This window comes from Methylobacterium sp. V23, from assembly GCF_002917135.1.
In the GTDB taxonomy this organism is placed as follows: Bacteria; Pseudomonadota; Alphaproteobacteria; order Rhizobiales; family Beijerinckiaceae; genus Methylobacterium.
The window spans coordinates 65,728-88,046 of the sequence record NZ_PDHT01000007.1 but is presented as its reverse complement, the minus strand read 5'-3'; the positions used below and the strand labels follow the sequence as shown (position 1 = coordinate 88,046).

19 protein-coding genes are annotated in these 22,319 nt (G+C 72.5%); 11 read left to right on the top strand and 8 right to left on the bottom strand.

Going from position 1 to position 22,319, the window contains the following annotated elements; translation table 11 throughout:
* Nucleotides 1–26: 26 nt before the first annotated feature.
* From CRT23_RS09045 to CRT23_RS09020, 6 genes are all read left to right on the top strand, one after another.
* Nucleotides 27–1,253, top strand: coding sequence for a D-alanyl-D-alanine carboxypeptidase family protein (locus tag CRT23_RS09045; RefSeq protein ID WP_103709413.1), 1,227 nt, complete (start codon nt 27–29; stop codon nt 1,251–1,253).
* Complete coding sequence (gene tmk / locus CRT23_RS09040) at nt 1,250–1,978, top strand: dTMP kinase (protein ID WP_103709412.1); 729 nt, start codon at nt 1,250–1,252, stop codon at nt 1,976–1,978. The genes CRT23_RS09045 and tmk overlap by 4 nt, the downstream gene beginning before the upstream one ends.
* Complete coding sequence (locus tag CRT23_RS09035) at nt 1,968–3,032, top strand: DNA polymerase III subunit delta' (protein WP_103709485.1); 1,065 nt, start codon at nt 1,968–1,970, stop codon at nt 3,030–3,032. The genes tmk and CRT23_RS09035 overlap by 11 nt, the downstream gene beginning before the upstream one ends.
* Before the next feature lie 91 nt (nt 3,033–3,123).
* On the top strand, nt 3,124–4,698 hold the full coding sequence (gene metG / locus CRT23_RS09030) for a methionine--tRNA ligase (protein ID WP_103709411.1): 1,575 nt from the start codon (nt 3,124–3,126) through the stop codon (nt 4,696–4,698).
* Between the two features lie 80 nt (nt 4,699–4,778).
* Entirely contained in the window at nt 4,779–5,558 is a 780-nt protein-coding gene (locus CRT23_RS09025) for a TatD family hydrolase (protein WP_055949252.1), read from the top strand.
* A gap of 72 nt (nt 5,559–5,630) precedes the next feature.
* Entirely contained in the window at nt 5,631–6,443 is an 813-nt protein-coding gene (locus CRT23_RS09020) for an MBL fold metallo-hydrolase (RefSeq protein WP_103709410.1), read from the top strand.
* Between the two features lie 94 nt (nt 6,444–6,537).
* Here CRT23_RS09020 and CRT23_RS09015 read toward each other — a convergent pair whose 3' ends face one another.
* From CRT23_RS09015 to CRT23_RS08995, 5 genes are all read right to left on the bottom strand, one after another.
* The gene (locus tag CRT23_RS09015; RefSeq protein WP_103709409.1) at nt 6,538–7,398 is read right to left on the bottom strand and encodes an SGNH/GDSL hydrolase family protein; all 861 of its coding nucleotides are present in this window, start codon (nt 7,396–7,398) and stop codon (nt 6,538–6,540) included.
* Nucleotides 7,399–7,791: 393 nt separating this feature from the next.
* Nucleotides 7,792–10,953 (bottom strand): efflux RND transporter permease subunit, encoded by a 3,162-nt coding sequence (locus tag CRT23_RS09010; protein WP_103709408.1) that lies wholly within the window; start codon nt 10,951–10,953, stop codon nt 7,792–7,794.
* Nucleotides 10,943–12,022: an efflux RND transporter periplasmic adaptor subunit gene (locus CRT23_RS09005; protein ID WP_055950961.1), complete on the bottom strand. Its 1,080-nt coding sequence runs from the start codon at nt 12,020–12,022 to the stop codon at nt 10,943–10,945. The genes CRT23_RS09010 and CRT23_RS09005 overlap by 11 nt, the downstream gene beginning before the upstream one ends.
* A 428-nt stretch (nt 12,023–12,450) precedes the next feature.
* Nucleotides 12,451–13,062 (bottom strand): flavin reductase family protein, encoded by a 612-nt coding sequence (locus tag CRT23_RS09000; RefSeq protein ID WP_103709407.1) that lies wholly within the window; start codon nt 13,060–13,062, stop codon nt 12,451–12,453.
* A 10-nt stretch (nt 13,063–13,072) separates the two neighbouring features.
* On the bottom strand, nt 13,073–13,636 hold the full coding sequence (locus CRT23_RS08995; RefSeq protein WP_103709406.1) for a nitroreductase: 564 nt from the start codon (nt 13,634–13,636) through the stop codon (nt 13,073–13,075).
* A 191-nt stretch (nt 13,637–13,827) separates the two neighbouring features.
* On the opposite strand from CRT23_RS08995, the gene CRT23_RS08990 reads away from it, so the two are divergent.
* Entirely contained in the window at nt 13,828–14,769 is a 942-nt protein-coding gene (locus CRT23_RS08990) for a hypothetical protein (RefSeq protein WP_245436076.1), read from the top strand.
* 109 nt (nt 14,770–14,878) lie between these two features.
* Here CRT23_RS08990 and thrS read toward each other — a convergent pair whose 3' ends face one another.
* On the bottom strand, nt 14,879–16,906 hold the full coding sequence (gene thrS / locus CRT23_RS08985) for a threonine--tRNA ligase (RefSeq protein WP_103709405.1): 2,028 nt from the start codon (nt 16,904–16,906) through the stop codon (nt 14,879–14,881).
* Between the two features lie 384 nt (nt 16,907–17,290).
* Between thrS and CRT23_RS08980 the strand changes: the two genes are divergently transcribed.
* A complete protein-coding gene (locus tag CRT23_RS08980; RefSeq protein ID WP_103709404.1) occupies nt 17,291–18,682 on the top strand; it encodes a 2-hydroxycarboxylate transporter family protein in 1,392 nt (463 codons plus the stop codon).
* On the opposite strand, the gene yidD is transcribed toward CRT23_RS08980, so the two are convergent.
* Together yidD and CRT23_RS08970 are read right to left on the bottom strand one after the other, a co-directional pair.
* Nucleotides 18,679–19,068 carry a membrane protein insertion efficiency factor YidD gene (gene yidD / locus CRT23_RS08975; protein ID WP_103709483.1) on the bottom strand — a complete coding sequence of 130 codons (390 nt, stop codon included), beginning with the start codon at nt 19,066–19,068 and terminating at the stop codon, nt 18,679–18,681. The two genes, CRT23_RS08980 and yidD, sit on opposite strands and share 4 nt — an antisense overlap.
* A 4-nt stretch (nt 19,069–19,072) precedes the next feature.
* Complete coding sequence (locus CRT23_RS08970) at nt 19,073–19,516, bottom strand: iron-sulfur cluster assembly scaffold protein (RefSeq protein WP_103709403.1); 444 nt, start codon at nt 19,514–19,516, stop codon at nt 19,073–19,075.
* Nucleotides 19,517–19,820: 304 nt separating this feature from the next.
* Between CRT23_RS08970 and folE the strand changes: the two genes are divergently transcribed.
* From folE to CRT23_RS08955, 3 genes are read left to right on the top strand one after another with little or no spacing between them, the layout of a single operon-like run.
* A complete protein-coding gene (gene folE / locus CRT23_RS08965) occupies nt 19,821–20,672 on the top strand; it encodes a GTP cyclohydrolase I FolE (RefSeq protein ID WP_103709402.1) in 852 nt (283 codons plus the stop codon).
* A gap of 28 nt (nt 20,673–20,700) precedes the next feature.
* Nucleotides 20,701–21,117, top strand: a complete 417-nt coding sequence (gene hisI / locus CRT23_RS08960) for a phosphoribosyl-AMP cyclohydrolase (protein WP_055950944.1) — start codon at nt 20,701–20,703, stop codon at nt 21,115–21,117.
* Nucleotides 21,118–21,177: 60 nt separating this feature from the next.
* Entirely contained in the window at nt 21,178–22,317 is a 1,140-nt protein-coding gene (locus CRT23_RS08955; RefSeq protein WP_245436074.1) for a patatin-like phospholipase family protein, read from the top strand.
* The last annotated feature ends 2 nt before the right edge of the window (nt 22,318–22,319 follow it).

The window sequence follows — 22,319 nt, the reverse complement described above, 5'->3', positions numbered from 1 at the left end:
ATGAACGGGTGGGCGTGGGACAGGCGATGAGTGTGAGAGTGGTCCTCGCGGGTCGGAACGGAGCGGGCCGCGCGGCGGTGTCGGGGCTGGTCCTGGCCGCGGCGCTGAGCCTGTTCGCGGCGGGCTCCGCCCTGGCCCAGAGCTTCCAGACGGCGGCGCCCCACGCGATCCTGATCGATGCCGATTCCGGCTCGGTGCTGTTCGAGAAGGGGGCCGACGAGCTCTTCTCCCCGGCCAGCATGGCCAAGCTGATGACCACCGAGATCGTGTTCAACGAGATCCGGCAGGGCCGGCTCACGATGGAGTCGGAGTTCCAGATCACCGAGGACGCCTGGCGCCGGGGCGGGGCGGGGGGCGGCGGCTCCTCGATGTTCGCGCAGCTCAACAGCCGCATCAAGCTGTCCGACCTGCTGCGCGGCCTGATCGTGCAGTCGGGCAACGACGCGGCCATCGCCATCGGCGAGGGCATCGCCGGCTCGGAGGAGAATTTCGGGCGGATGATGACGGCGCGGGCACGGGAGATCGGGCTGACGCGCTCGACCTTCCGCAACGCGACCGGCTACTCGGCCCCCGACCAGAAGGTGACCGCCCGCGATCTCGCCAAGCTCGCCCTGCACCTGATCGAGACCTACCCGGACCTCTACAAGATCTTCGCCGAGCGCGAGTTCACCTGGAACAAGATCAAGCAGCAGAACCGCAACCCGCTGCTGACGCTCGATATCGGCGCCGACGGGCTGAAGACCGGCTACCTCGAGGAATCCGGCTACGGCCTGACGGGCTCGGCGGTGCAGAGCGGGCAGCGCCTGATCATGGTGGTGAGCGGGTTGAAGACCGCCCGCGACCGGGCGGCGGAATCGCGCAAGCTGATGGAGTGGGGCTTCCGCGCCTTCGAGCCGCGCCAGATCTTCACCGCCGGCGAGACCGTGGCGGAGGCCTCCGTCTACGGCGGCGCGGCGGGCAGCGTGCCCCTGGTCGCCAAGAAGGCGGTGCGGGTTCTGCTGCCGCGCGGCTCCGGCGACAAGATCTCCGCCCGGGTGGTCTATCAGGGGCCCCTGGTCGCCCCGGTCGCGCAGGGCCGCGAGATCGGTCGCCTGCGCATCACCCGCGGCGACACCCAGGCCCTCGACCAACCGCTCTATGCCGCCGACACGGTGGAGGCCGGCACCCTCCCGCAGCGGGCGCTCGACGCGGCCTGGGAGGTCGGCACCGGCCTGTTCCGCAAGGCGTTCGAGAAGGCCGGCGCGAAATCGTGACGGCGCCCGGGACGGGGGGAGGGACCTTCATCACCTTCGAGGGCGGGGAGGGGGCCGGCAAGTCCACGCAGATCCGCCGCCTCGCCGCCCATCTCCGTGCCGAAGCCGGCCGCCCCGTGCTGACGACGCGCGAGCCCGGCGGCTCACCCCGGGCCGAGCGGATCCGCGAGGCGCTGCTGGCGGGGCTGGCCAAGCCCTACGGCCCCTTCGCCGAGGCGCTGCTGTTCTCCGCCGCCCGGATCGACCACCTCGACACCCTGATCCGCCCGGCGCTGGCGCGGGGCGAGATCGTGCTCTGCGACCGCTTCGCCGATTCCACCCGGGCCTACCAGGGCGCGGCCGGCGGCCTGGATCCGGAGGTGCTGGGGGCCCTCGAGGGCGTCGTCGTCGGCCCGACCCGGCCCGACCTGACCCTGATCCTCGACTGCGAGCCGGAGCTCGGGCTCGCCCGCGCGCGGGCGCGCCGCGACGCGGGGTCCGACGGCGCGGTCGACCGCTTCGAGGCCGAGGCCCTGGCCTTCCATGCCCGCCTGCGTAACGCCTTCCTCGCCATCGCGGCGGAGGAGCCGGCACGCTGCGCCGTCGTCAACGCCGCCCTGCCCGCCGATGCCGTCGAGGCCGCGATCCGCGCCGTCGTGGCCGAGCGCCTGCCCGGAGTGCTGCCGGCGCAGACTCATGGCCGGAGCGACGATCGCCCCCGGACGGAGCACGGCGATGCGGCCTGAGCGCGCCCCCGAGGATGTCGAGCCCGGCGACCTGACGGAAGTCCCGCGCCCGCGCGAGCAGGCCGATCTCGTCGGCCATGCCGAGGCGGAGGCCGCCTTCGTCGAGGCGATCGCCTCCGGTCGCCTGCACCACGCCTGGCTCATCGGCGGCCCGCGCGGCATCGGCAAGGCGACGCTGGCCTACCGGGTCGCCCGCTGGCTCATCGCCAATCCGGCGGCGCAGGGGGCGCCCGCCAGTCTCGCCGTCGCCCCGGACCATCCGGCGGCGCGCCAGGTCGCGGCCCTGTCGCATCCCAACCTCGTGGCCCTGCGCCGGACCCGGGCGGCCAATGCCAAGACCCTGGCGACCCGGATCTCGGTGGATGCGGCCCGGGGCGCCCTCGCGCTGTTCGGCTCCACCGCCGGCAATGCGGGCTACCGCGTCTGCATCGTCGACAGCGCCGAGGACCTCAACGCGAACAGCGCCAACGCGCTCCTGAAGATGGTGGAGGAGCCCCCGCCCCGCTGCCTGTTCCTCATCGTCAGCCACGCGCCCGGCCGGCTCCTGCCGACCATCCGCTCGCGGTGCCGGGCCCTGACCCTGCGCCCGCTGGCGGAGGCCGACGTGGCGCGGGTGATCGGCGGCTTCGCGCCCCCCTTCGTGCAGCCCGCCCCGGAGGCGCTCGCCCGGGCGGCGCAGCTCGCGGAGGGCTCGGTCGCCGAGGCCGTCGCCCTGCTCGATCCCGCCCGGGCCAACCTCGTGGCGGAGGTCGAGACCCTGCTGGCCCGGCTCGACCCTCCCGACTGGCGCCGCATCCTGGCGCTGGCCGAGAAGCTCAGCGGACGGGACTCCGACGAGCTCTTCGCGGCGAGCCTCGACACGGTGTTCCGCTTCGTCTCGGCCGAGCTCGACCGGCGCCGGCACGAGTCGCCCGCCCGCCTTGCGGCCCTGGTCGAGGTATGTGACAAGATCGCCCGCGCCGCGCGGGAGGCCGCGACCTACAATCTCGACCGCCGGCCGCTGGTCCTGTCCCTGTTCGGCGACCTGGCGGGCGCGCTCCGCGACGCCGCCTGACACGGCATGGTCGTCTCCCGCCGTCCTGTGATCCCGGGACCCGATTCCGGGGCCTGATCCTGTGAACCCTGTATCCGGGGAACCCCTCGACGTGACCGCCACCGACCCGGCAACCGCGAAGACCTTCGGTCTCTCCACCGCGATCTCCTATCCCAACGGCGCCCCGCATATCGGCCATGCCTACGAGGTGATCGCCACGGACGCGATCGCCCGCTTCAAGCGCCTCGACGGCTACGACGTGCTGTTCTCCACCGGCACCGACGAGCACGGCATCAAGATCCAGCAGACGGCGGCCAAGGCCGGGATCACCCCGCGCGCACTCGTCGACGACATGTCCGCGCGCTTCCGGGCCATGGCCGAGGCCCTGGACTGCAGCCACGACCGCTTCATCCGCACCACCGAGCCCGCGCACGCCGCCGCCGCCCAGGAGCTGTGGCGCCGGATGGAGGCCAACGGCGACCTCTACCTGTCGAAATATGCCGGCTGGTACTCGGTGCGCGATGAGGCCTACTACGCCGAGGACGAACTCGAGACCGGTCCCGACGGCGTTCCCGTGGCCAAGGCCACCGGCACGCCGGTGACCTGGATGGAGGAGGAGAACTTCCTCTTCCGGCTCTCGGCCTACCAGGATCGGCTCCTCGCCCTCTACGAGGCGCAACCAGACTTCATCGGCCCCGAGACCCGGCGCAACGAGGTCGCGAGCTTCGTGCGCTCCGGCCTCAAGGACTTCTCGGTGAGCCGCACCAATTTCGACTGGGGCGTGCCGGTGCCGGGCCACCCCGACCACGTCATGTATGTCTGGGTCGATGCCCTGACGAACTACCTCACCGTCACGGGCTTCCCCGACGCGGCCGACCCGCGGGCGAGATTCTGGCCGATGGACCTGCACGTCATCGGCAAGGACATCGTCCGCTTCCACGCGGTGTACTGGCCGGCCTTCCTGATGTCGGCCGGCCTTCCGCTGCCCACGCGCGTCTTCGGCCACGGCTTCCTGCTCTCCAAGGGCGAGAAGATGTCGAAGTCGCTCGGCAACGTCGTCGACCCGATGGACCTGATCGCCACCTACGGGGTCGACGCGGTGCGCCACTTCGTGCTGCGCGAGGTGCCCTTCGGCGGCGACGGCAACTACAGCCACGAGGCGATCATCACCCGCTACACGGCGGACCTCTCGAACGGCCTCGGCAACCTCGCCCAGCGCTCGCTCTCGATGATCGCCAAGAACCTCGGGGGGACGGTTCCCGAGCCCGGCGCCTTCACGGAGGACGACCGGGCGCTGCTGGCCCTGGCCGACGGGCTGCCCGCCACCGTGCGGGCGGCGCTGGACAAGCTCGCCCTGCACACGGCGCTGGCCGAGATCTGGGCCGTGATCACCGCCGCCGACCGCTACTTCGACGCGCAGAAGCCCTGGGTCCTGCGGAAATCCGATCCGGTCCGGATGGCGGCCTCGCTCTACGTCGTGGCCGAGACCCTGCGGGCCATCGGCATCCTGGTGCAGCCCTTCATGCCGGGCTCCGGCGCCAAGCTCCTCGACCTCCTGGCCGTGCCGGCGGACCGGCGCCGGCTGGCCGATGTGGGGGAGGGCGGTCGCCTCGTGCCCGGTACGCCGCTCCCCGCCCCCGTCGGCCTGTTCCCGCGCTTCGTCGAGCCGGAGGCGCCGTCGGCGTGAGCCGCGGTGTCAACCGCGGCGACTTCCCCGGCGTCTTCCACGACGTCCTGCCCACCCCACCGTTTTCCGAGCCTCGCCTCATGCTGGTCGACAGCCACTGCCACCTCGATTTCCCGAATTTCGCGGCGGATCTGCCCAACGTCCTCGCCCGCGCCCGGGCGGCCGGGGTGACCCGGATGGTCACGATCGCCACCCGGGTGGCCAAGGCCCGGACCTACGAAGCCCTGTCGGAGGCCAACCCCGAGATCTGGCACACCATCGGCACCCACCCGGACGGGGCGGGCGACGAGCCCGATGTGCCGACCGAGGCCATCGTGGCGCACACGCATCACCCCCGCTGCATCGGCATCGGCGAGGCGGGCCTCGACTTCCACTACGACAACGCCGCCCCCGAGGCGGTTCAGGCGCGCGTCTTCCGCCGTCACATCGCGGCCGCCCGCGAGACCGGCCTGCCGCTGGTCATCCACGCCCGCGACGCCGATGCGGAGATGGAGGCGATCCTAGTCGACGAGATGGGGCGCGGCGCGTTCACGGCCGTCCTGCACTGCTTCTCGTCGGGCGCGCGCCTGGCCGAGGTCGGCGTCGAACTCGGCTTCTGCGTGTCCTTCTCCGGGATCGTCACCTTCCGGCGCTCCCACGACCTGCGGGCGATCGCCCGGTCGATCCCACCCGACCGCCTCCTGGTGGAGACCGACGCCCCCTTCCTGGCCCCCGAGCCGCATCGCGGCCGCACCAACGAGCCGGCCTACACGGCGGACACCGCCCGCTCCCTCGCCCAGACCCTCGACATGGATCCGGCGGATTTCGCCGCGCTGACGACGGCCAATTTCCACCGCCTGTTCCACAAGGCCGCGGCCTGAGCCGGGCAGGGGGCTCGGATCGGGCGTGACAGGCCCCCGCCCCCTCCGATACCAACGGGGGCGGAGGTGCCGATGGGCGCATTGCGATTGACGATCCTCGGCTGCGGCTCGTCCGGGGGCGTGCCCCGCGTGGGCTACGGCTGGGGCGCCTGCGACCCGCAGGAGGCACGGAACCGGCGTCGGCGCTGCTCGCTCCTGGTGGAGCGGCAGGACGGCGACGCGGAGAGCGCCGCCACCACCCTCCTCGTCGACACCGCGCCGGACCTGCGCGAGCAGCTGCTCGACGCGGCGGTGAAGCACCTCGACGCGGTGCTGTTCACCCATGCCCATGCCGACCACACCCACGGCATCGACGACGTCCGGCCCCTGGTCATCCACATGCGCCGGCGCATCCCGGTCTTCGCCGACGCCCGCACGCGCAGCCTTCTGGAGGCCCGGTTCGGCTACTGCTTCGAGACGCCCCCCGGCAGCGAGTATCCGCCGATCCTCGACATGCACGACCTGGCGGACGGGGAAGCGACGGTGGTGGACGGGCCGGGCGGCGCGATCACGGCCCTGCCCTTCGGCATGGAGCACGGCAACGAGGCGGCCCTCGGCTTCCGCTTCGGTCCGGCGGCCTACGCGCCCGATGTCAGCCTGATGCCGGAGGCGTCGCAGGCGCGGCTGCACGGCCTCGACCTGCTGATCATCGATGCCCTGCGGGAAACCCCGCATCCGACCCACTACTCGGTCTCGGATGCCCTGGCGCTGATCGAGACGGTGCGCCCGCGCCGGGCCATCCTGACCAACCTGCACACGGATCTCGACTACGCCACGCTGAGCGCCAAGCTGCCGCCGAACGTCGTGCCGGCCCATGACGGCTTAAGCGTCACGCTGGATCTCTAGGCCCTTTGGATCTCTCGGGACTTTGGATTTCTCGGCATACCGGATCTCTCGGGAGGAGGGCGGTCCGCCGCCTCCCCCGATCCCCGCGCCGGCCTCAGTTCTGGCTGCCGGCGTCCGGCGGCAGGCCCGCATTGGCCAGGAGCTGCGCCGTGGCGGCGCGGGCCAGGCGGTCGTAGCCGGCATCGGTCATGTGCAGGCCGTCGGGACCGATCATCTGGGTCGGGGTCAGCAGCCCCTGGGCGGCCCAGGCGCGCATCAACGCATTGCGGCGGATCACCGGCACGTTGAGCTCAGTGGCGATGGCGTGCAGGGCGGCGCCGTAGGCCTCGGCCCCGTCGGTGGTCGAGAGCTTCTTGCACCATTGCTGGTCCATCAGGACCACGTCGGCGCCGGTGGCCCGCATGGCGAGGATCCCGGCGCGGGTGAGTTCGGTGAAGCGCTCCACGCTGACGCCGCTCATGGGGTCGTTGCTGCCGGTCTGCCAGATCACGAGGTCCGGCTTGTCGGCGAGCACGTCGCGCTCCAGCCGCCGGGCCATGGCCTCGGAATCGTCGCCGCCCTTGCCGCGGTTCAGCACCGTGACGGCGGAATGCGCGGCGCCCATCGCGTCGAGACGCGCCGTGAGGTCGCGCTGGAGCTGGGCCGGGTAGGTGGTGGCCGCCGAGGAGGCGCCGGAGCCCTCGGTTGAGGACGAGCCGAAGGCCACGATGCGGACGGCCTGGCCCTGGGCGATCAGGCCGGCGAGACGGGGCAGGCGGGCGAGGGCCCGGCGCGGCATCGCCGTCCGGACGAGCGGTCGGGCCGCCTCCGGTGCGGCGGCCTGGGGCGGCTGCACCAGGGCGGTGCGCTGCGGCTCGGCCTGCGCGCGCCCCGGGGTGCCGGTGGCGAGCGCAACCGATCCGACGGCCAGCAAGACCAGGCTCAGGGCAGCGGAGGGGCGCGCAAGGATCGGCATCGCATTCGCTTCGGAGAGGATCGATTCGGATGGGCATCCGCTCGAATGGTGCCCGGTATCATGTATTATGGGGAGGAATTGTGTCGTCCGCCAGCGGTTTAGCACCCCGGGCGGCCGTTGCGCGCCGGAGAACTGGCAACGGCGTGAATCGGCCGTGTGGAGATTGCATGAATACGGGGTGTCGGGAATGGGTGAACCCTTCGTAGCCTGAGGCCCCTGCCCCAGTCCGGTGGGTTCTAGTTCCATAATATATCTTATGCGAACGGCGTTCCCAGGCCCGAACCGGGGTCTGAGCACGGGTCCGGGACGGCCATCCGGCCGCCGTCCGGGCCGGGATCCGGCCCTCCTGGTCGACGCCACCGCGCCGTCCGGGTCGCGCGGGGCGAGGGCGTTTCAGGCGACCGGTTCGAGCGCCCTGCCCTGCGGCGTGCCGAAGCGCGCGAAGCGCAGGGCCAGGGTCGGCAGGATCAGGAGGTTGAGCACCGTCGAGGTGGCGAGGCCGCCGAGGATCACGATGGCCATCGGACCCTCGATCTCGCGGCCGGGCTCGCCGGCCCCGAGGGCGAGGGGCAGGAGGCCGAGGCCGGTGACCAGGGAGGTCATCAGGATCGGCACCATGCGGTCGGCGGCCCCGAGCACCGCGGTGTCCCGGTTCCAGGCCTGCCCCTCCTCCCCCACGAGGTGCTCGTAATGGGCGATCATCATGATGGTGTTGCGCAGGGAGATCCCGAACAGGGTCACGAAGCCGACGATCGAGCCCAGCGACAGCACGGCGCCGGTGGCGAAGACCGCCAGCACGCCGCCCACGAAGGCGAAGGGCAGGTTGACCAGGACCAGCATGAGGTTGCGCAGGCTCCCCGTCACGATGGCCAGCAGCAGCACGATGCCGAGGCCGGCCAGCCCCGAATAGACCAGGAGGTCGCGCCGGGCCCGGGCCTGCGCCTCGGCCGAGCCGGCGAAGCCCACATAGGTGCCGGGGGGCAGGGCGACCTCGCGGGCGATCTTGCGCTTGGCATCGGCCACGAAGCCGGCGATGTCGCGGCCGGTCACGTTGGCGGTGACCGCCTGGACCCGCTGCGCGCCCTCGTGCTGGACCTGGTAGCGGCCGGAGGTCTCGTAGATGTCCGCCACTTGCGCGAGGCGCACCACCCGGCCGCCGGAGCCGCGCAGGGGCAGGTCGCTCAGGGCGGAGAGCCGGCCCCGCGTGGCGGAATCGAGGATGACCAGGACGTTGAACACCGCGTTGCCCGCATAGGTCTGGCCGACGATGTCGCCCTGGTAGGCGGTGCGCACCACCTCCATCACCTCGATGGCCGAGAGGCCCCAGTGGCGCAGGTCGTTGGGCCGCAGGCCCACATTGACCTGGGGCAAGCCCGCGGGGGAGCTCTGCTGGATGTCCGCCGCGCCCCGCACCTCGGCGAGCTCGCGGGCGATGTCCCGGGCGGCCGTCTCGATGGCGCCGAGATCGGTGCCGAAGACGTTGACCACCACCGGCGCGGTGAAGCCCGACACGGTCTCCTCGATGCGCTCGGTGAGGAAGGTCTTGAGGGAGAAGGCGGCCCCGGGGAAGCCCGCCATCACGGCCCGGATCCGGGCCTCCGCCGCCCCCTGCCCCGCCCCGTCGAGGCCGGGCTCCAGGTCGATGTGGATCTCGCTGTAATGGGTGCCGGCGGTGTCCTGGCCGGCCTCGGCCCGGCCGATCTGCGAGGCGACCGCCCGGATGCCGGGAATCTCCTTGAGGGCGGCGGTGATGCGGGTGCCCAGGCGCATGGATTCCTGCAGCGCAGTGCCGGGCGCGGCCGCCATGTGCAGGATCAGGTGGCCCTCCTTGAGGTCGGGCAGGAAGGTCGAGCCGAAGAACGGCACCACGGCGGCCCCCAGGAGGGTGACGAGGAGGCCGCAGGCCATGACCAGGCGCGGGGCACGGTCGATCCGGGTCAGCAGGCTCGCGTAGTGGCGGCGCGCGGCGCGCATCACCGGCGGGTCCAGGGTCGAGGCCTCGCGCCGGTTCGTCAGCAGCCACATCGCCAGGGCAGGGGTCACCGTGAGGGCAACGGCGAGCGAGGCCACCACGGCGAGGATGTAGGCGAGGCTCAGGGGGCCGAACAGCCGGCCGGCGATGCCCGACAGGGCGAGGACGGGGAGGAACACCAGCAGCACCGCGATGGTGGCGTAGGCCACCGCCGTGCGCACCTCCAGGATGGCGTCGAGGACCACCCTCCCCTCGGGCCGAGGGCCGCCGAGGCGGCGGTTCTCGCGCAGGCGCCGGACCACGTTCTCGACGCCGATCACCGCGTCGTCCACCACCTCGCCGATGGCGATGGCGAGCCCCCCCAGCGTCATGGTGTTGAGGCTCTCGCCCAGCGCCTGGAGCGCCACCACGGCGGCGATGAGCGAGAGCGGGATGGCGAGCGCCGAGATCACGGCGGTGCGCCAGTCGTACAGGAAGACGAACAGCACCACGACCACCAGGATGCCGCCGAGCCCGAGGGCCTGCAGCACGTTGCCGTTGGCGATGGCGATGAAGTTGGCCGGGCGGAACAGGTCGGCGTGCAGGGTCACGCCCTCGCGCTCCAGGGCCGGGCGCAGGTCCTCCAGGGCCGCCTCGACCCGGGCGGTGACCGCGCGGGTGTTGGCGCCGTACTGGGCGCCGACCATGAGGAGGACGCCGGGCCGGCCATCCACCAGGGCGGCACCGATCGCCGGCTCGCCGGTGGCGACCACGGTGGCGACGTCCGCTAGGGTCACGCTGGCCCCGCCCTCGTTGATCAGCACCGTGCGCGAGACCGCCTCGGGGCTGAGCGACTGGCCGTCGGTCTGCAGGGCGATGCGCTGGTTGGCGGTGTCGACGAAGCCGGCGCCGCGCACGCCGGTGGCCTTGCGCGCGGCGGCCAGCACGTCGTTGACGCCGATGTTGAAGCGCACGAGGTCGTGGGGGCGGATCTGCACCTGCAGCGAGCGCACCGCGCCGCCATAGACCGAGACCTGGGCGATCCCCGGCACGGCCAGGAGGCGCAGGCGCACGGTCCAGTCCGCCAGGGTGCGCAGGTCCATGTCCGAGCGGGTCTGCGTGGTCAGGCCGACGAGCAGCACCGTGCTGGTGGCGGAGGTCAGGGCCGTCATCGCCGGCGGCAGGACGCCCTGGGGCAGGCGGCCGGCCAGGGCCGTCAGCCGCTCGGTGACGAGCTGGCGCACCCGGTAGATGTCGCTGCCTGCCCCGAAGGTGACGGTGATCACCGACAGGCCCTGGATCGAGCTCGAGCGCAGGGAGACCACCCCCGGCAGGCCGTTGACCGCGACCTCCACGGGCTGCGTCACCAGCACCTCGACCTGCTCCGGGTTGAGGCCGGGGGCCTCGGTCTGGATCACCACGGCGGGGGGCGCGAATTCCGGGAAGACGTCGTACTGGGCGTCCGCCAGCACGACGAAGCCGTAGGCGGCGAGCGCCAGACTCAGCGCCAGGACGATGCCGCGGAAGCGGACCGCGAAGGCGACCAGGGCCGCCTGCGGGCCGCGACCGCCCGGCCCTTCGGGCCCCCTCGCCTCAATCGTCATCGACGCCGCCCGAGACCTGGAGCTGGCTCTTCATCTCCTCGGAGAGGAGCGCCTGCGCGCCCGAGAGCACGATCTCGGTGCCGCCCGGCAGATCCTCCACCACGAAGGCGTCGGCCGACATCGGCGGGTCGGCCTTCAGCCGGTGGCGGGCGAAGGCGTCGGCCCCCACCGCCCGGTAGATCCAGGCCGCCCCCTGCCAGTGCACCACCGCGTCCTCGGGCACGCTGAGGCCGGTGACGCTGCGGTCGGCCGCCAGGAAGGCCAGCATGCTCATGCCGGGCAGGAAGCCGCTGTCGCCCGGCACGGTGTAGAAGAAGCTCAGGCCCTGGATCCGCGGATCCGTGCGGGTGGCGGGCGAGACGTAGGCCAGGGCGACCCGGGCGCTCTGGGGCGGCACCTCGGCGAAGGCCGCCGCCGGCGGGCCCTTCAGGCCCTCCCCCGGCGGCAGGGTGACCTGCACCAGGAAGTTCGTCCGCTCGATCAGCCGGGTGACGACGGCCGAGCGCTCGACGATGGCCCGGCCGATCACCGGTCCCCATTCCTGCTGGGCGGTGGCCGAGAGGGTGCGCACCTGGGATTCCGCCGCCGCCAGGGCGGCCTGGTCGGTCTGGGCGGTGCCCTCGGCGGTCTCGACCTGCACGGTGGTGGCGTATGGCCCGAGCGACTTCGCCCGCTGCAGGGCGCTGCGCGAGACCTCGGCGCGGGCCTGGGCGGTCTGGAGGGCGGCCCGGGCACTGGCATAGGCGTTGGTCAGGTCGGTGACTCGGGCGAGGTCCAGGACGCTGCCATAGGCCTGCAACTCCTCCCGGTGGTCGGCCAGGGGCCGGGCCTCGGTCGTGATGCCGATGCGGGCGCGCTCGGCGGCCGAGAGGCGCACCACGGTGCGGCCCTCCTCGACGGCGGTGCGCTGCGCCGGCAGGTGCGCGGGCTTCGCCGGCCCGGGGCGGGCCTGGAGGGCCTCGACATGCGCGCGCAGCTCGCCCAGGAGGCGGGCGCCCGGGGGCGAGACGGCGAGGCCGCCGAGGCCGGCCGCCAGCACGCCGGCCAGGAGGAGGGATCGCCACGTCACCGGATGTCTCGCCCTCCCCTGGTCCGCGGTCGTGTCGCCGCCGTGTTCCGCCCGGCATAACGGTGTTCACCCGCAGAGGGAATCGGCCGGCCGATCGATACCGGGGGATGGGGCCGGCTCCGGTTCTCCGCCGGGCCGCGGCCACGTGTTGGCGCCGCGGCCGCGGGTGGATTTCGCGGGCGGTGTTGCGCCGGACGGCCTGTCCCCACCGGGCAGGGCGGGCTATCCCCCCCCCGGTCGCCGGTCGCCGGCCTCGCCATCCTGCTGGTGGGCGAGCCCTTCCGCGGGCACGACGCCCTGGCCCTCGCCCTCGTCATCGAGGGCATCGCCATCGCGGAGCGCCCGGGGCGGCGGCGCCGGGGCGCCCAGGGTCTGTCTCGACGGTCGTCGTTTCGGGACAACCGGTTCCCCCTTGTCCCTGACGAACGCTATCCGCCCCCGCCCGCCGGGCGGCGCAGCTCGAACCGGGTGTCGGATTCGGCGGTGAAGTAGTCGAAGTAGCCGCCGCGCAGGATCGGCCGCATGGCGCCGGTATCGACGAGGCCGTCGCGGATGAAGCGGTCGTCGATGTAGATCGAGACCACCTGCCCGATCACCAGGAAGTGCGAGGCGTCGCTGCCGTCCAGCGGGGTGAGCGGCACGGTCTGCAGCCACTTGCACTCGAGCGCGGCCGGCGATTCGGCCACCCGGGGCGGCCGCACTTTTCGCGATGGCGCCGGGGTCAGGCCCGCATAGGCGAACTCGCTCTCGCCGCGGGGCAGGGGCGCCGAGGTGGCGTTCACCGCCTCGCGCAGGTCGTAGGTGGCGATGTTGCAGACGAACTCGCCCCCCTCCTCCGCGAAGGTCATCGCGTCCTTGCGCCCGGACGAGGAGAACATGACCATGTCGGGGCCCGCCGCCACGGCGTTGAAGTAGGAATAGGGCGCGAGGTTCACCGCGCCGTCGCGGCTCATCGCGCTGATCCAGCCGATCGGGCGCGGGGCCACCAGGGCTTTCAGCGGGTTGTGGGGCAGGCCCTTGGTCTCGGCGTCGTAATGCATGGGGTGCCCCTCAGAGCCGGGTGACGATGTCGGCGAGCGCCGGGCGGGGCCGGTCGGGCGGCACCTCCTGGGCGCGCCCGATATGGATGAAGCCCGCGAGGCGCTCGCTTGGCTCGAGGCCGAGGACGTCGAGGATGCGCGAATCGTAGGCGAACCACTCGGTGAGCCAGGCGGTGGCGTAGCCCGCGGCGTTGGCCGCCACCACGAGGTTCATCGCCACCGCGCCGGCCGAGAGCACCTGCTCCCATTCGGGGATCTTGATGTGCGGACCCGCCCGCGACACCACCGCCACCACCAGGGGCGCCAGGGCGAGGCGGTTGCGCTCCAGGTCGCGGCGGGCGGCGTCGGCCTCCGGGTGATCGGCGGCATAGGCCGCCGCGATGGCGTCGCCGATGCGGGTGCGGGCGTCCCCCGCGATCACCAGGAAGCGCCAGGGCGCCAGCTTGCCGTGGTCCGGCACGCGCGCCGCGATGGTCAGGAGCGCGTCGAGTTCGGCCGCGTCCGGGCCCGGCCCGTCCAGGCGGAGGGGCGGGACCGAGCGGCGGGTGCGCAGGAGATCGAGGGTGGCGTTCATGGCATCCCTGGAGCAGGATCGAGCGAGAGAGGCGGGGCCGACCGGTCCTCGGGGGGACCACGGCCTTGCCGCCGCCATGGTCCGGTTCCAGAGGGCGGGCACCGGGCGCGGCGGCCGCCCGTGACATGGCGCGCCGGCGGCGGATTGGCAACGCCGGCGGGACGCCCCGGTCGGGATGGGGGAGGTGCGGGATGGCGCGGGCAGGGTACGGATCGGTCTGGCTGAGCTGCGCCCTTCTCCTCGGCGGTCACCCCGGAACCGCCGCGGCGCAGGACGGCAACGCCTTCCACAACCGGATCGGGCCCAACCTCCCCTCGCCCTCCCTGTCCGCGCCGTCGATGTCGGACCCCTCGGTGCCGCCGCTGCCCAGCGTGGCGAGCGCGGCCCTGACCCTGTCGGCGGTGTTCGCGGGCGGCGACAAGCCCCTGCGCTCCGGCCTCGCCTGGCGCATCTACGAGGATCGCACCGACGGCACGAAGCCCGCCATCGTGGCCCGCTCCGAGGCGGCCGACCCGAGCTTCACCCTGGCGCCGGGCGCTTACGTGGCGACCGTGACCTACGGCTTCGCCAGCGCCTCGCGCCGCGTCGTCATGGCGGGCCAGCCGGCCGCCGAGCAGCTCAAGGTCAGCGCCGGGGCGCTCAAGCTCTCGGGCGCCATCGGCGACGTGAAGCTCAGTCCCGACCAGCTCGCCTTCTCGGTCTTCGTGCCGATCGGGACGAACTCCGAGGGGCGCCTCGTGCGCAGCGGCGTCAAGGCGGGCGAGCTCCTGCGCCTGCCCGAGGGCACCTACCACGTGGTCTCGACCTATGGCGGCTCGAACGCGATCCAGCGCGCGGACCTCAAGGTGGAGAACGGCAAGGTCACGGACGCCACCCTGAACCACCGCGCCGCCACCCTGACCCTGAAGCTGGTCGCCGCGGAAGGAGCGGAGGCCTTCGCCGGCACCGCCTTCAGCGTGCTGACGCCGGGCGGCGACACCATCCGCGAGGCCATCGGGGCCTTCCCGCAGGTGACCCTGGCGGAGGGCGACTACGTCCTGATCGCCCGGCACGACGGGCAGGTCTACACCCGCGAGTTCAAGGTCGAGAGCGGCCTCAACCGCGACGTCGAGGTCATCGCCAAGGCCGGGTGAGCGAAGACCGGGTGAGCGGAGGCCGGATCAGCCGAGACCGGGTGAGCCATAGCCGAGACAGCGAAGGCACAGTGAGCCCCGCCCCGGCTCCGGGGCGGGACGCGGCGCCTCACGGCGTCGGCGCTTCGCCGTGCCGGCCGTCGAGGACGACGTCGGCACTCGGCACGGTCTCGACCACCGAATCCGCCCGGATGCGGTCCGGCGCGGTCGCCTCCGCCACCAGGGCCGCCAGGGTCTCGTCGAGGCCGCCGGTGCGGGTCTGCTGGCTGCCGAGCCGCCGGATCGAGACCGTGCGCTCCTCGCCCTCTTTGCGGCCGACCACGAGGATCACCGGCACCTTGGCGAGGGAGTGCTCGCGGACCTTGTAGTTGATCTTCTCGTTGCGCAGGTCGGACTCCACCCGCAGGCCGAGGCGGGTCGCGGCGGCGACCACCGCGCGGGCATAGGGGTCGGCATCGCCCGTGATGGTGGCGACCACCACCTGCACGGGCGCGAGCCAGAGCGGGAAATGCCCGGCGAAGTGCTCGATCAGGATGCCGGTGAAGCGCTCCAGGGAGCCGCAGATGGCGCGGTGGATCATCACCGGGGGCTTCTTGCCGCTCTCGGCATCGACGTAGAACGCGCCGAAGCGCTCCGGCAGGTTGAAGTCGACCTGGGTCGTGCCGCACTGCCAGTCGCGCCCGATGGCGTCGCGCAGCACGTACTCGAACTTCGGCCCGTAGAAGGCGCCCTCCCCCGGGTTGATCGCGGTCTTGATCCGGCCGCCGGACTGCTCCTCGATCTGGGCGAGCACCCGGGTCATGACGTCCTCGGCGTGGTCCCAGAGCGCGTCGGAGCCGACCCGCTTCTCGGGGCGGGTCGAGAGCTTCACCACGATCTCGCCGAAGCCGAAATCGGCGTAGGTGGAGAGGATCAGGTCGTTGATCTTCAGGCACTCGTCGGCGAGCTGGTCCTCGGTGCAGAAGATGTGCGCGTCGTCCTGGGTGAAGCCGCGCACCCGCATCAGGCCGTGCATGGCGCCCGAGGGCTCGTAGCGGTGGACCACGCCGAACTCGGCCATGCGCAGGGGCAGGTCGCGGTAGGATTTCAGGCCGTGCTTGAAGATCATCACGTGGCCGGGGCAGTTCATGGGCTTCAGCGCGAACCAGCGCTTGTCCTCGGCCTCGTCGCCGGCGCTCTGGGCCGCGAACATGTTCTCGCGGTACCAGCCCCAGTGGCCGGAGGTCTCCCACAGGGCCTTGTCGAGGATCTGGGGGGCGTTGACCTCCTGGTAGTCGCCGCGCAGGCGCCGGCGCATGTAGGCGATCAGCTCCTGGAACACGGTCCAGCCCTTGGCGTGCCAGAACACCACGCCCGGTCCCTCCTCCTGGAAGTGGAACAGGTCCATCTCCCGGCCGAGGCGCCGGTGGTCGCGGCGCTCGGCCTCCTCCAGGCGGTGCAGGTAGGCGTCGAGGTCCTCCTTGGAGGCCCAGGCGGTGCCGTAGATGCGGGTCAGCATCGGGTTGTTGGAATCGCCGCGCCAGTAGGCGCCCGCCACCTTCATCAGCTTGAAGGCGGTGCCGACCTTGCCGGTGGAGGTCATGTGCGGGCCGCGGCAGAGGTCGAACCAGTCGCCTTGGCGGTAGACCTTGAGGTCCTCGCCGGGCGGGATCGCGTCCACGAGCTCGACCTTGTAGGCCTCGCCCTTCTCGGCGAAGAGCGCCCGGATGTCGTCCCGCTTCCAGACCTCCTTGGTGAAGGGGGCGTCGCGGGCGATGAGCTCGCGCATCTTCGCCTCGATCTTCGGGAAGTCCTCCGGGGTGAAGGGCTCGTCCCGGGCGAAGTCGTAGTAGAACCCGTTCTCGATCACCGGGCCGATGGTGACCTGCGTCCCCGGCCACAGGGCCTGCACCGCCTCCGCCAGCACGTGGGCGCAGTCGTGCCGGATCAGCTCGAGGCTGCGCGGATCGGTGCGGTCGAGGAACTCGATGCGGGCATCCCGCTCGACGAGGTCGTCGAGGTCGCGCACGGTGCCGTCGAGGGCCATGGCGACGGTGCGCTTGGCCAGGGACTTGGCGATGCCCTCGACGACCGCACGGCCGGTGATCGCGGCGTCGTAGCTGCGGGTGTTGCCGTCGGGGAAGGTCAGGATCGGCATGGCCGGGGCTCCTTGGAGGCTCACTCCTGCGTACGCGGCAGGTAAGCGGGGGCGGGTCGGGCGGGTCGTTGATCGGGGCGGCCGCGATGCGGCGCCGCGCCGGGCCGTTTAGACCCATTCGCAGCGCGAAGGAACGCGGATTCCGCGCATCCGCTCCCGGCCCCGGGGCCGCGGGTCCCGTCCCGGGTCACTGACAATCGCCAGTGATCCTCAATCACCATTGCGGCCGCGTGCGGGCCGATCAATTGACAAAGACGGCCTGCCCCGACTTCTGCTGACGGATGGCCTTCCGTTCCACACGGTCGAGACCAGCAACGAGATCCAGAAAATCAGACGAGAGCCGGCCCCCCGGGGCAGACAGGGCTTTCGCCGGGAGACACGTTCATGCCGAGCCGCGTACCGACGGCGCACCCCGAGGGCGTCGCGATCACCACGACGGCCCACCTGCCGGGGGTCCAGACCGGAACACGATTCTGGCCGCAGGGCTGGTGGCGTCTCGTCGACATCCAGATCGGCATCATCCCGCTGCCGGTCTACCTGATCCTGGCGGCGCTGCTCTGGGTGCTGACCGCGGAGGGCGAGATCAAGGCCGACGCGCCGACGATGATCGCCGTCCTGGTGCTGGGCGGCTTCACCTGCGCGGAGATCGGCAAGCGCCTGCCCGTCCTGCGCCAGATCGGGGCGGGGGCGATCTTCGCCACCTTCATCCCCTCGGCGCTGGTCTACTACGCGCTGATCCCGGGGCCGATCGTCAAGGCGATCACGGATTTCACCAAGTTCACCAACTTCCTCTACCTCTACATCGCGGCGATCATCGTCGGCAGCATCCTGGGCATGGACCGGGCGGTGCTGATCAAGGGCTTCCTCAAGATCTTCGTCCCCCTCGGCCTCGGCTCCCTGGCGGCGGGCTGCGTCGGCACCCTGGTGGGCACCCTGCTGGGGCTCGGGGCGCACCACACCTTCTTCTTCATCGTGGTGCCGATCATGGCCGGCGGCGTCGGCGAGGGCGCGATCCCGCTCTCCATCGGCTACGGCAACATCCTGGGGCTCCCGCAGGGCGACGTCTTCGCCCAGGTGCTGCCGCCCGTGATGCTGGGCAGCCTCACGGCGATCATCCTGGCCGGCACCCTCAACGCGGTGGGCAAGCGCAAGCCGCACCTCACCGGTGAGGGCCGCCTGCAGCCCGACACCGAGAACGACATGGAGGCGACCGCGCCCGTGGAGACCGGACCGATCGACGCCGCCACGGTGGCGGCGGCCGGCCTCACGGCGGTGACGCTCTACCTGCTGGGCGTGATGTGCCACCACCTCACCGGCCTGCCCGCCCCCGTGGCGATGCTGTTCCTGGCGGTGCTGGCCAAGCTCGCCAGCGCGGTCTCGCCCCGGCTCCAGGCCGGCGGCTTCATCGTCTACAAGTTCGTGCAGGTGGGCATGACCTACCCGCTGCTCTTCGCCATCGGCGTCTCGCTCACGCCCTGGGACAAGCTGGTGGCGGCCTTCACGCTGCCGAACCTGATCACCATCGTGGCCACCGTCGTCACCCTGATGGCGACGGGCTACGGCGTCGGGCGCCGGCTCGGCATGTACCCGATCGAGACCGCCATCGTGAACGCCTGCCACAGCGGCCAGGGCGGCACCGGCGACGTGGCGATCCTCACCGCCGCCAACCGGATGGCGCTGATGCCCTTCGCCCAGATCGCCACCCGGATCGGTGGCGCCCTCACGGTGACGGGGACGCTGGTGTTCCTGAAGTGGATCACGGCGGCGCCGGTCTAGGCGCCGCCCCCTCCCCTGCCGGCGTCGCAGGTGCAGGGCTCAGGGGGGAAAGGCTCAGGGGAGAAGGAGTCTCCGGAGAAGGACTCCCCGGAGAAGGGCGAGGGCGGCGCGTTCACGCCCCGCCAGCGGCCGTAGCGCCAGGGGGTGAACCAGGCGGCCCGCGCCGGCAGGGCCTCCGGCACCAGGTCGATGCCGTGGGTGCCGAAGGGGCCGCAGCGGCAGATCCGGGCGACGCCGATCCAGCCGCCCGCCCAGAGCCCGTATCGCTGGATCGCCGCGTCCGTGTAGTGCGAGCACGAGGGCCAGTGCCGGCACTGGCGGCCGACCAGGCTCGACAGGGTGAGCTGATAGGTGCGGATCGCCCCGTGGGCGACGCGGCGGAGCAGCACGCTACGCGGCCGCCACCGCCCCGGCCTCGATCCGGTCGAGGGCGTCCACCACCGCGTCGAAGGTCAGGAGCGTCGAGGCGTGCCGGGCCTTGAAGTCGCGCACCGGCTTCAGGACCGCGAGGTCCGCCCAGGCGCCCGTGGGCGCCGGGCCGCCCTCCTTGAGCATCCGCCGCATGGCGGCGCGGACCTCGCGCAGCTCCCCGGCGCTGGTGCCGACCACGTGGCGGGCCATCAGCGAGGACGAGGCCTGGCCGAGGGCGCAGGCCTTCACCTCGTGGGCGAAATCGGTGACCGTGCCGTCCCGCACCGCGAGGTCCACCGTGACGGTGGAGCCGCAGAGTTTCGAATGCGCGGTGGCACTGGCATCCGGGGTCGCCAGGCGTCCCAGGCGTGGGATGTCGGCGGCCAGTTCGAGGATGCGACGGTTGTAGATGTCGTCGAGCATGGAATTCCGATCCCCTTGCCGTTCCGTCCACTTGCGGTTCCGTCGGCGCCACTTGCCGTTCCGCCGGGACCATTTGCCGTTCCACCGGGAGGGCCGGGCACGAAGCCGGCTTTCGATCCCGGAGATCTGATCCGCGCGGCCTGCATTGCGCGACGGCGCGATAACGACGATATAGGCCCCCACGCACCGTTTCGCGAGGAGGCGGCTCGTCGACCCGGGTCGCGCCCACGGCCAGGGTTGCGCCACGGCAGACGGCACCGTCCGGGCATCGGCCGTCCTCACCCGACGGCCCCATGGTTCGACGATGTACGCAAAGCCTGACAGCCACCCGATGACGACCCGGATCGCCCGGGCGGAAGATGCCATGGATGCCGCGCTCAAGTCCCTCTCCTACCGCCTGACCGAGACGGAGGAATCCGGGATGGAACCGACACGCCAGAACGGCGCCCTCAGCGCCATGCGCAACGACAACGCGCGCGCCCCCGACGGGGCGACCTCCGTGCCTGCGCCCGCGCCCGAGAGCGCCCCCGAGATCGCGCCCCTGCCCGCGTCCGCCCAGCGGGTGCCGGACGCCATCGCCACCGGCCGCCCGAGCCGCGAGGAGGCCGAGGCCGCCGTGCGCACGCTCCTGCGCTGGGCCGGCGACGACCCGAATCGCGAAGGCCTGCGCGACACCCCGGCCCGGGTGGTCAAGGCCTACGGCCAGATCTTCGGCGGCTACGGCCAGGATGCCGACGCGCTCCTCGAGCGGGTCTTCGAGGAGGTCGAGGGCTACTCGGACATCGTGCTGGTGCGCGACATCCCGTTCTACTCCCATTGCGAGCACCACATGGTGCCCTTCATGGGGCTGGCCCACATCGCCTACTACCCGACCAAGGGCGTGGTCGGCCTGTCGAAGCTCGCCCGCGTGGTCGACACCTTCGCCCGCCGCCTCCAGACCCAGGAGACCATGACGGCGCAGATCGCCGACGTGATCGAGAGCATCCTCAAGCCCCGCGGCATCGCCGTGATGGTCGAGGCCGAGCACCTCTGCATGGCCATGCGCGGGGTCCAGAAGGCCGGCGTCTCCACCATCACCACCCAGTTCCGCGGCGCCTTCCGCAACGACGCCAACGAGCAGGTCCGCTTCCTCACCCTCGTGCGCAACAAGTCCTGAGCCGGGCCGCGATGACGTCTCTCTCCCCATGACCGGCGCCTTCCCGGAGCCGGGCAGCCGGGCCGAGGTCGAGGAGGGGGCCGTGTTCACGCCCCGCTTCGACGCGAACGGCCTCGTCTCCTGCATCGCCGTCGACGCCGCCGACGGGCAGGTGCTCATGCTCGCCCACATGAACGCCGAATCCCTGGCCCGCACCCTGGAGACCGGCGAGGCCTGGTACTGGTCCCGCTCCCGCGGCGAGCTCTGGCACAAGGGCGCCACCAGCGGGCAGATCCAGCGCGTGGTCGAGATGCGGGTCGATTGCGACCAGGACGCGGTGCTGATCCGCGTCGCGGTCGGCGGCGACGGCGGCTGCTGCCACACCGGCCGGCGCGCCTGCTTCTATCGCCGCGTCGATCACGATCCGGCGACCGGCCACGCGACCCTGCGGCCCGCCGATGCCTGATCCCGGCGCGCGGCCCGTCCGTCCGGGGCGGGGCCAACCCTGCCGCGATCCCCGCGTTCCGTGTTCCTGCGTCCCGGTTCCCTGCGTTCCGTGTTCCTGCGCCCGGTCTCTGTCGGCCCCCTCTCCCTCAACCCGGTGCCGCTGATGTGGGACGGCCTGTCCCCGGTGCGTCCCGCCCAGGCGGACATCCGCCAGGCCGCCCCCACGCGCGCGCGCTTCCCCGCCGGGGCCGTCGAGCCCGTGGCGGCGCCCCCCGTCCCCGGCCCGCGCATCGGCCTCGCCCTCGGCGGCGGCTCGGCCCGGGGCTGGTCGCAGATCGGGGTGATCGAGGTGCTCGAGGAGGCCGGCCTCCACCCGGCCGTGGTGGCGGGCTGCTCCATCGGCGCGGTGGTGGGCGGCTGCTACGCGGCGGGCCAGCTCGGCCTGCTCAAGGCCTTCGCCCTGTCGCTGACCCGGCGCAGCGTGATGGGGCTCCTCGACCTGCGGCTCCGCTCCGGCCTGATCGCGGGCGACCGCCTGAAGCGGCGCCTGGAGCGCGACCTCGCCGACCGCCGGATCGAGGGCCTGCCGATCCGCTTCGCCAGCGTCGCCACCGACCTCGACAGCGGCGAGGAGGTCTGGCTCACCCGGGGCAGCCTGGTGGAGGCCCTGCGCGCCTCCTATGCCCTGCCGGGCATCTTCCCGCCGGTGCGCTGCGGCGGCCGGCTCCTCCTGGACGGGACCCTGGTCAACCCGGTGCCGGTGACGATCGCCCGGGCCCTGGGGGCCGACCTCGTGATCTGCGTCAATCTCAACGGCGACCCGCGCCCCGGCGTGCGGGAGGCGGCGCCCGCGCGGGTCACGGCCGAGGCGGTGCTGCCCGCCCCCCGCCGGCCCCGGCGCTGGATCCTGCGCCGGCCGGGCCCGCGCCACGCCGAGTCCGATCGCATGTCTGATCGCGAGCCCGCGCCGGCCAACGGCCTCGCCACCCCCGGCATGGCGCGGGTGATGCTCGACGCCTTCAACATCACGCAGGACCGGATCTCGCGGGCGCGCCTGGCCGGCGACCCGCCCGACATCGCCGTCGTGCCGCGCCTGGCCGGGATGGGCCTGTTCGAGTTTCACCGGGCGGCCGAGGGGATCGCCCTCGGCCGCGAGGCGGCGCGCGCCGCCCTGCCGCAGATCCGCGGCCTCGTGGCGGCGGCCGCCGCCCGGACCTGATC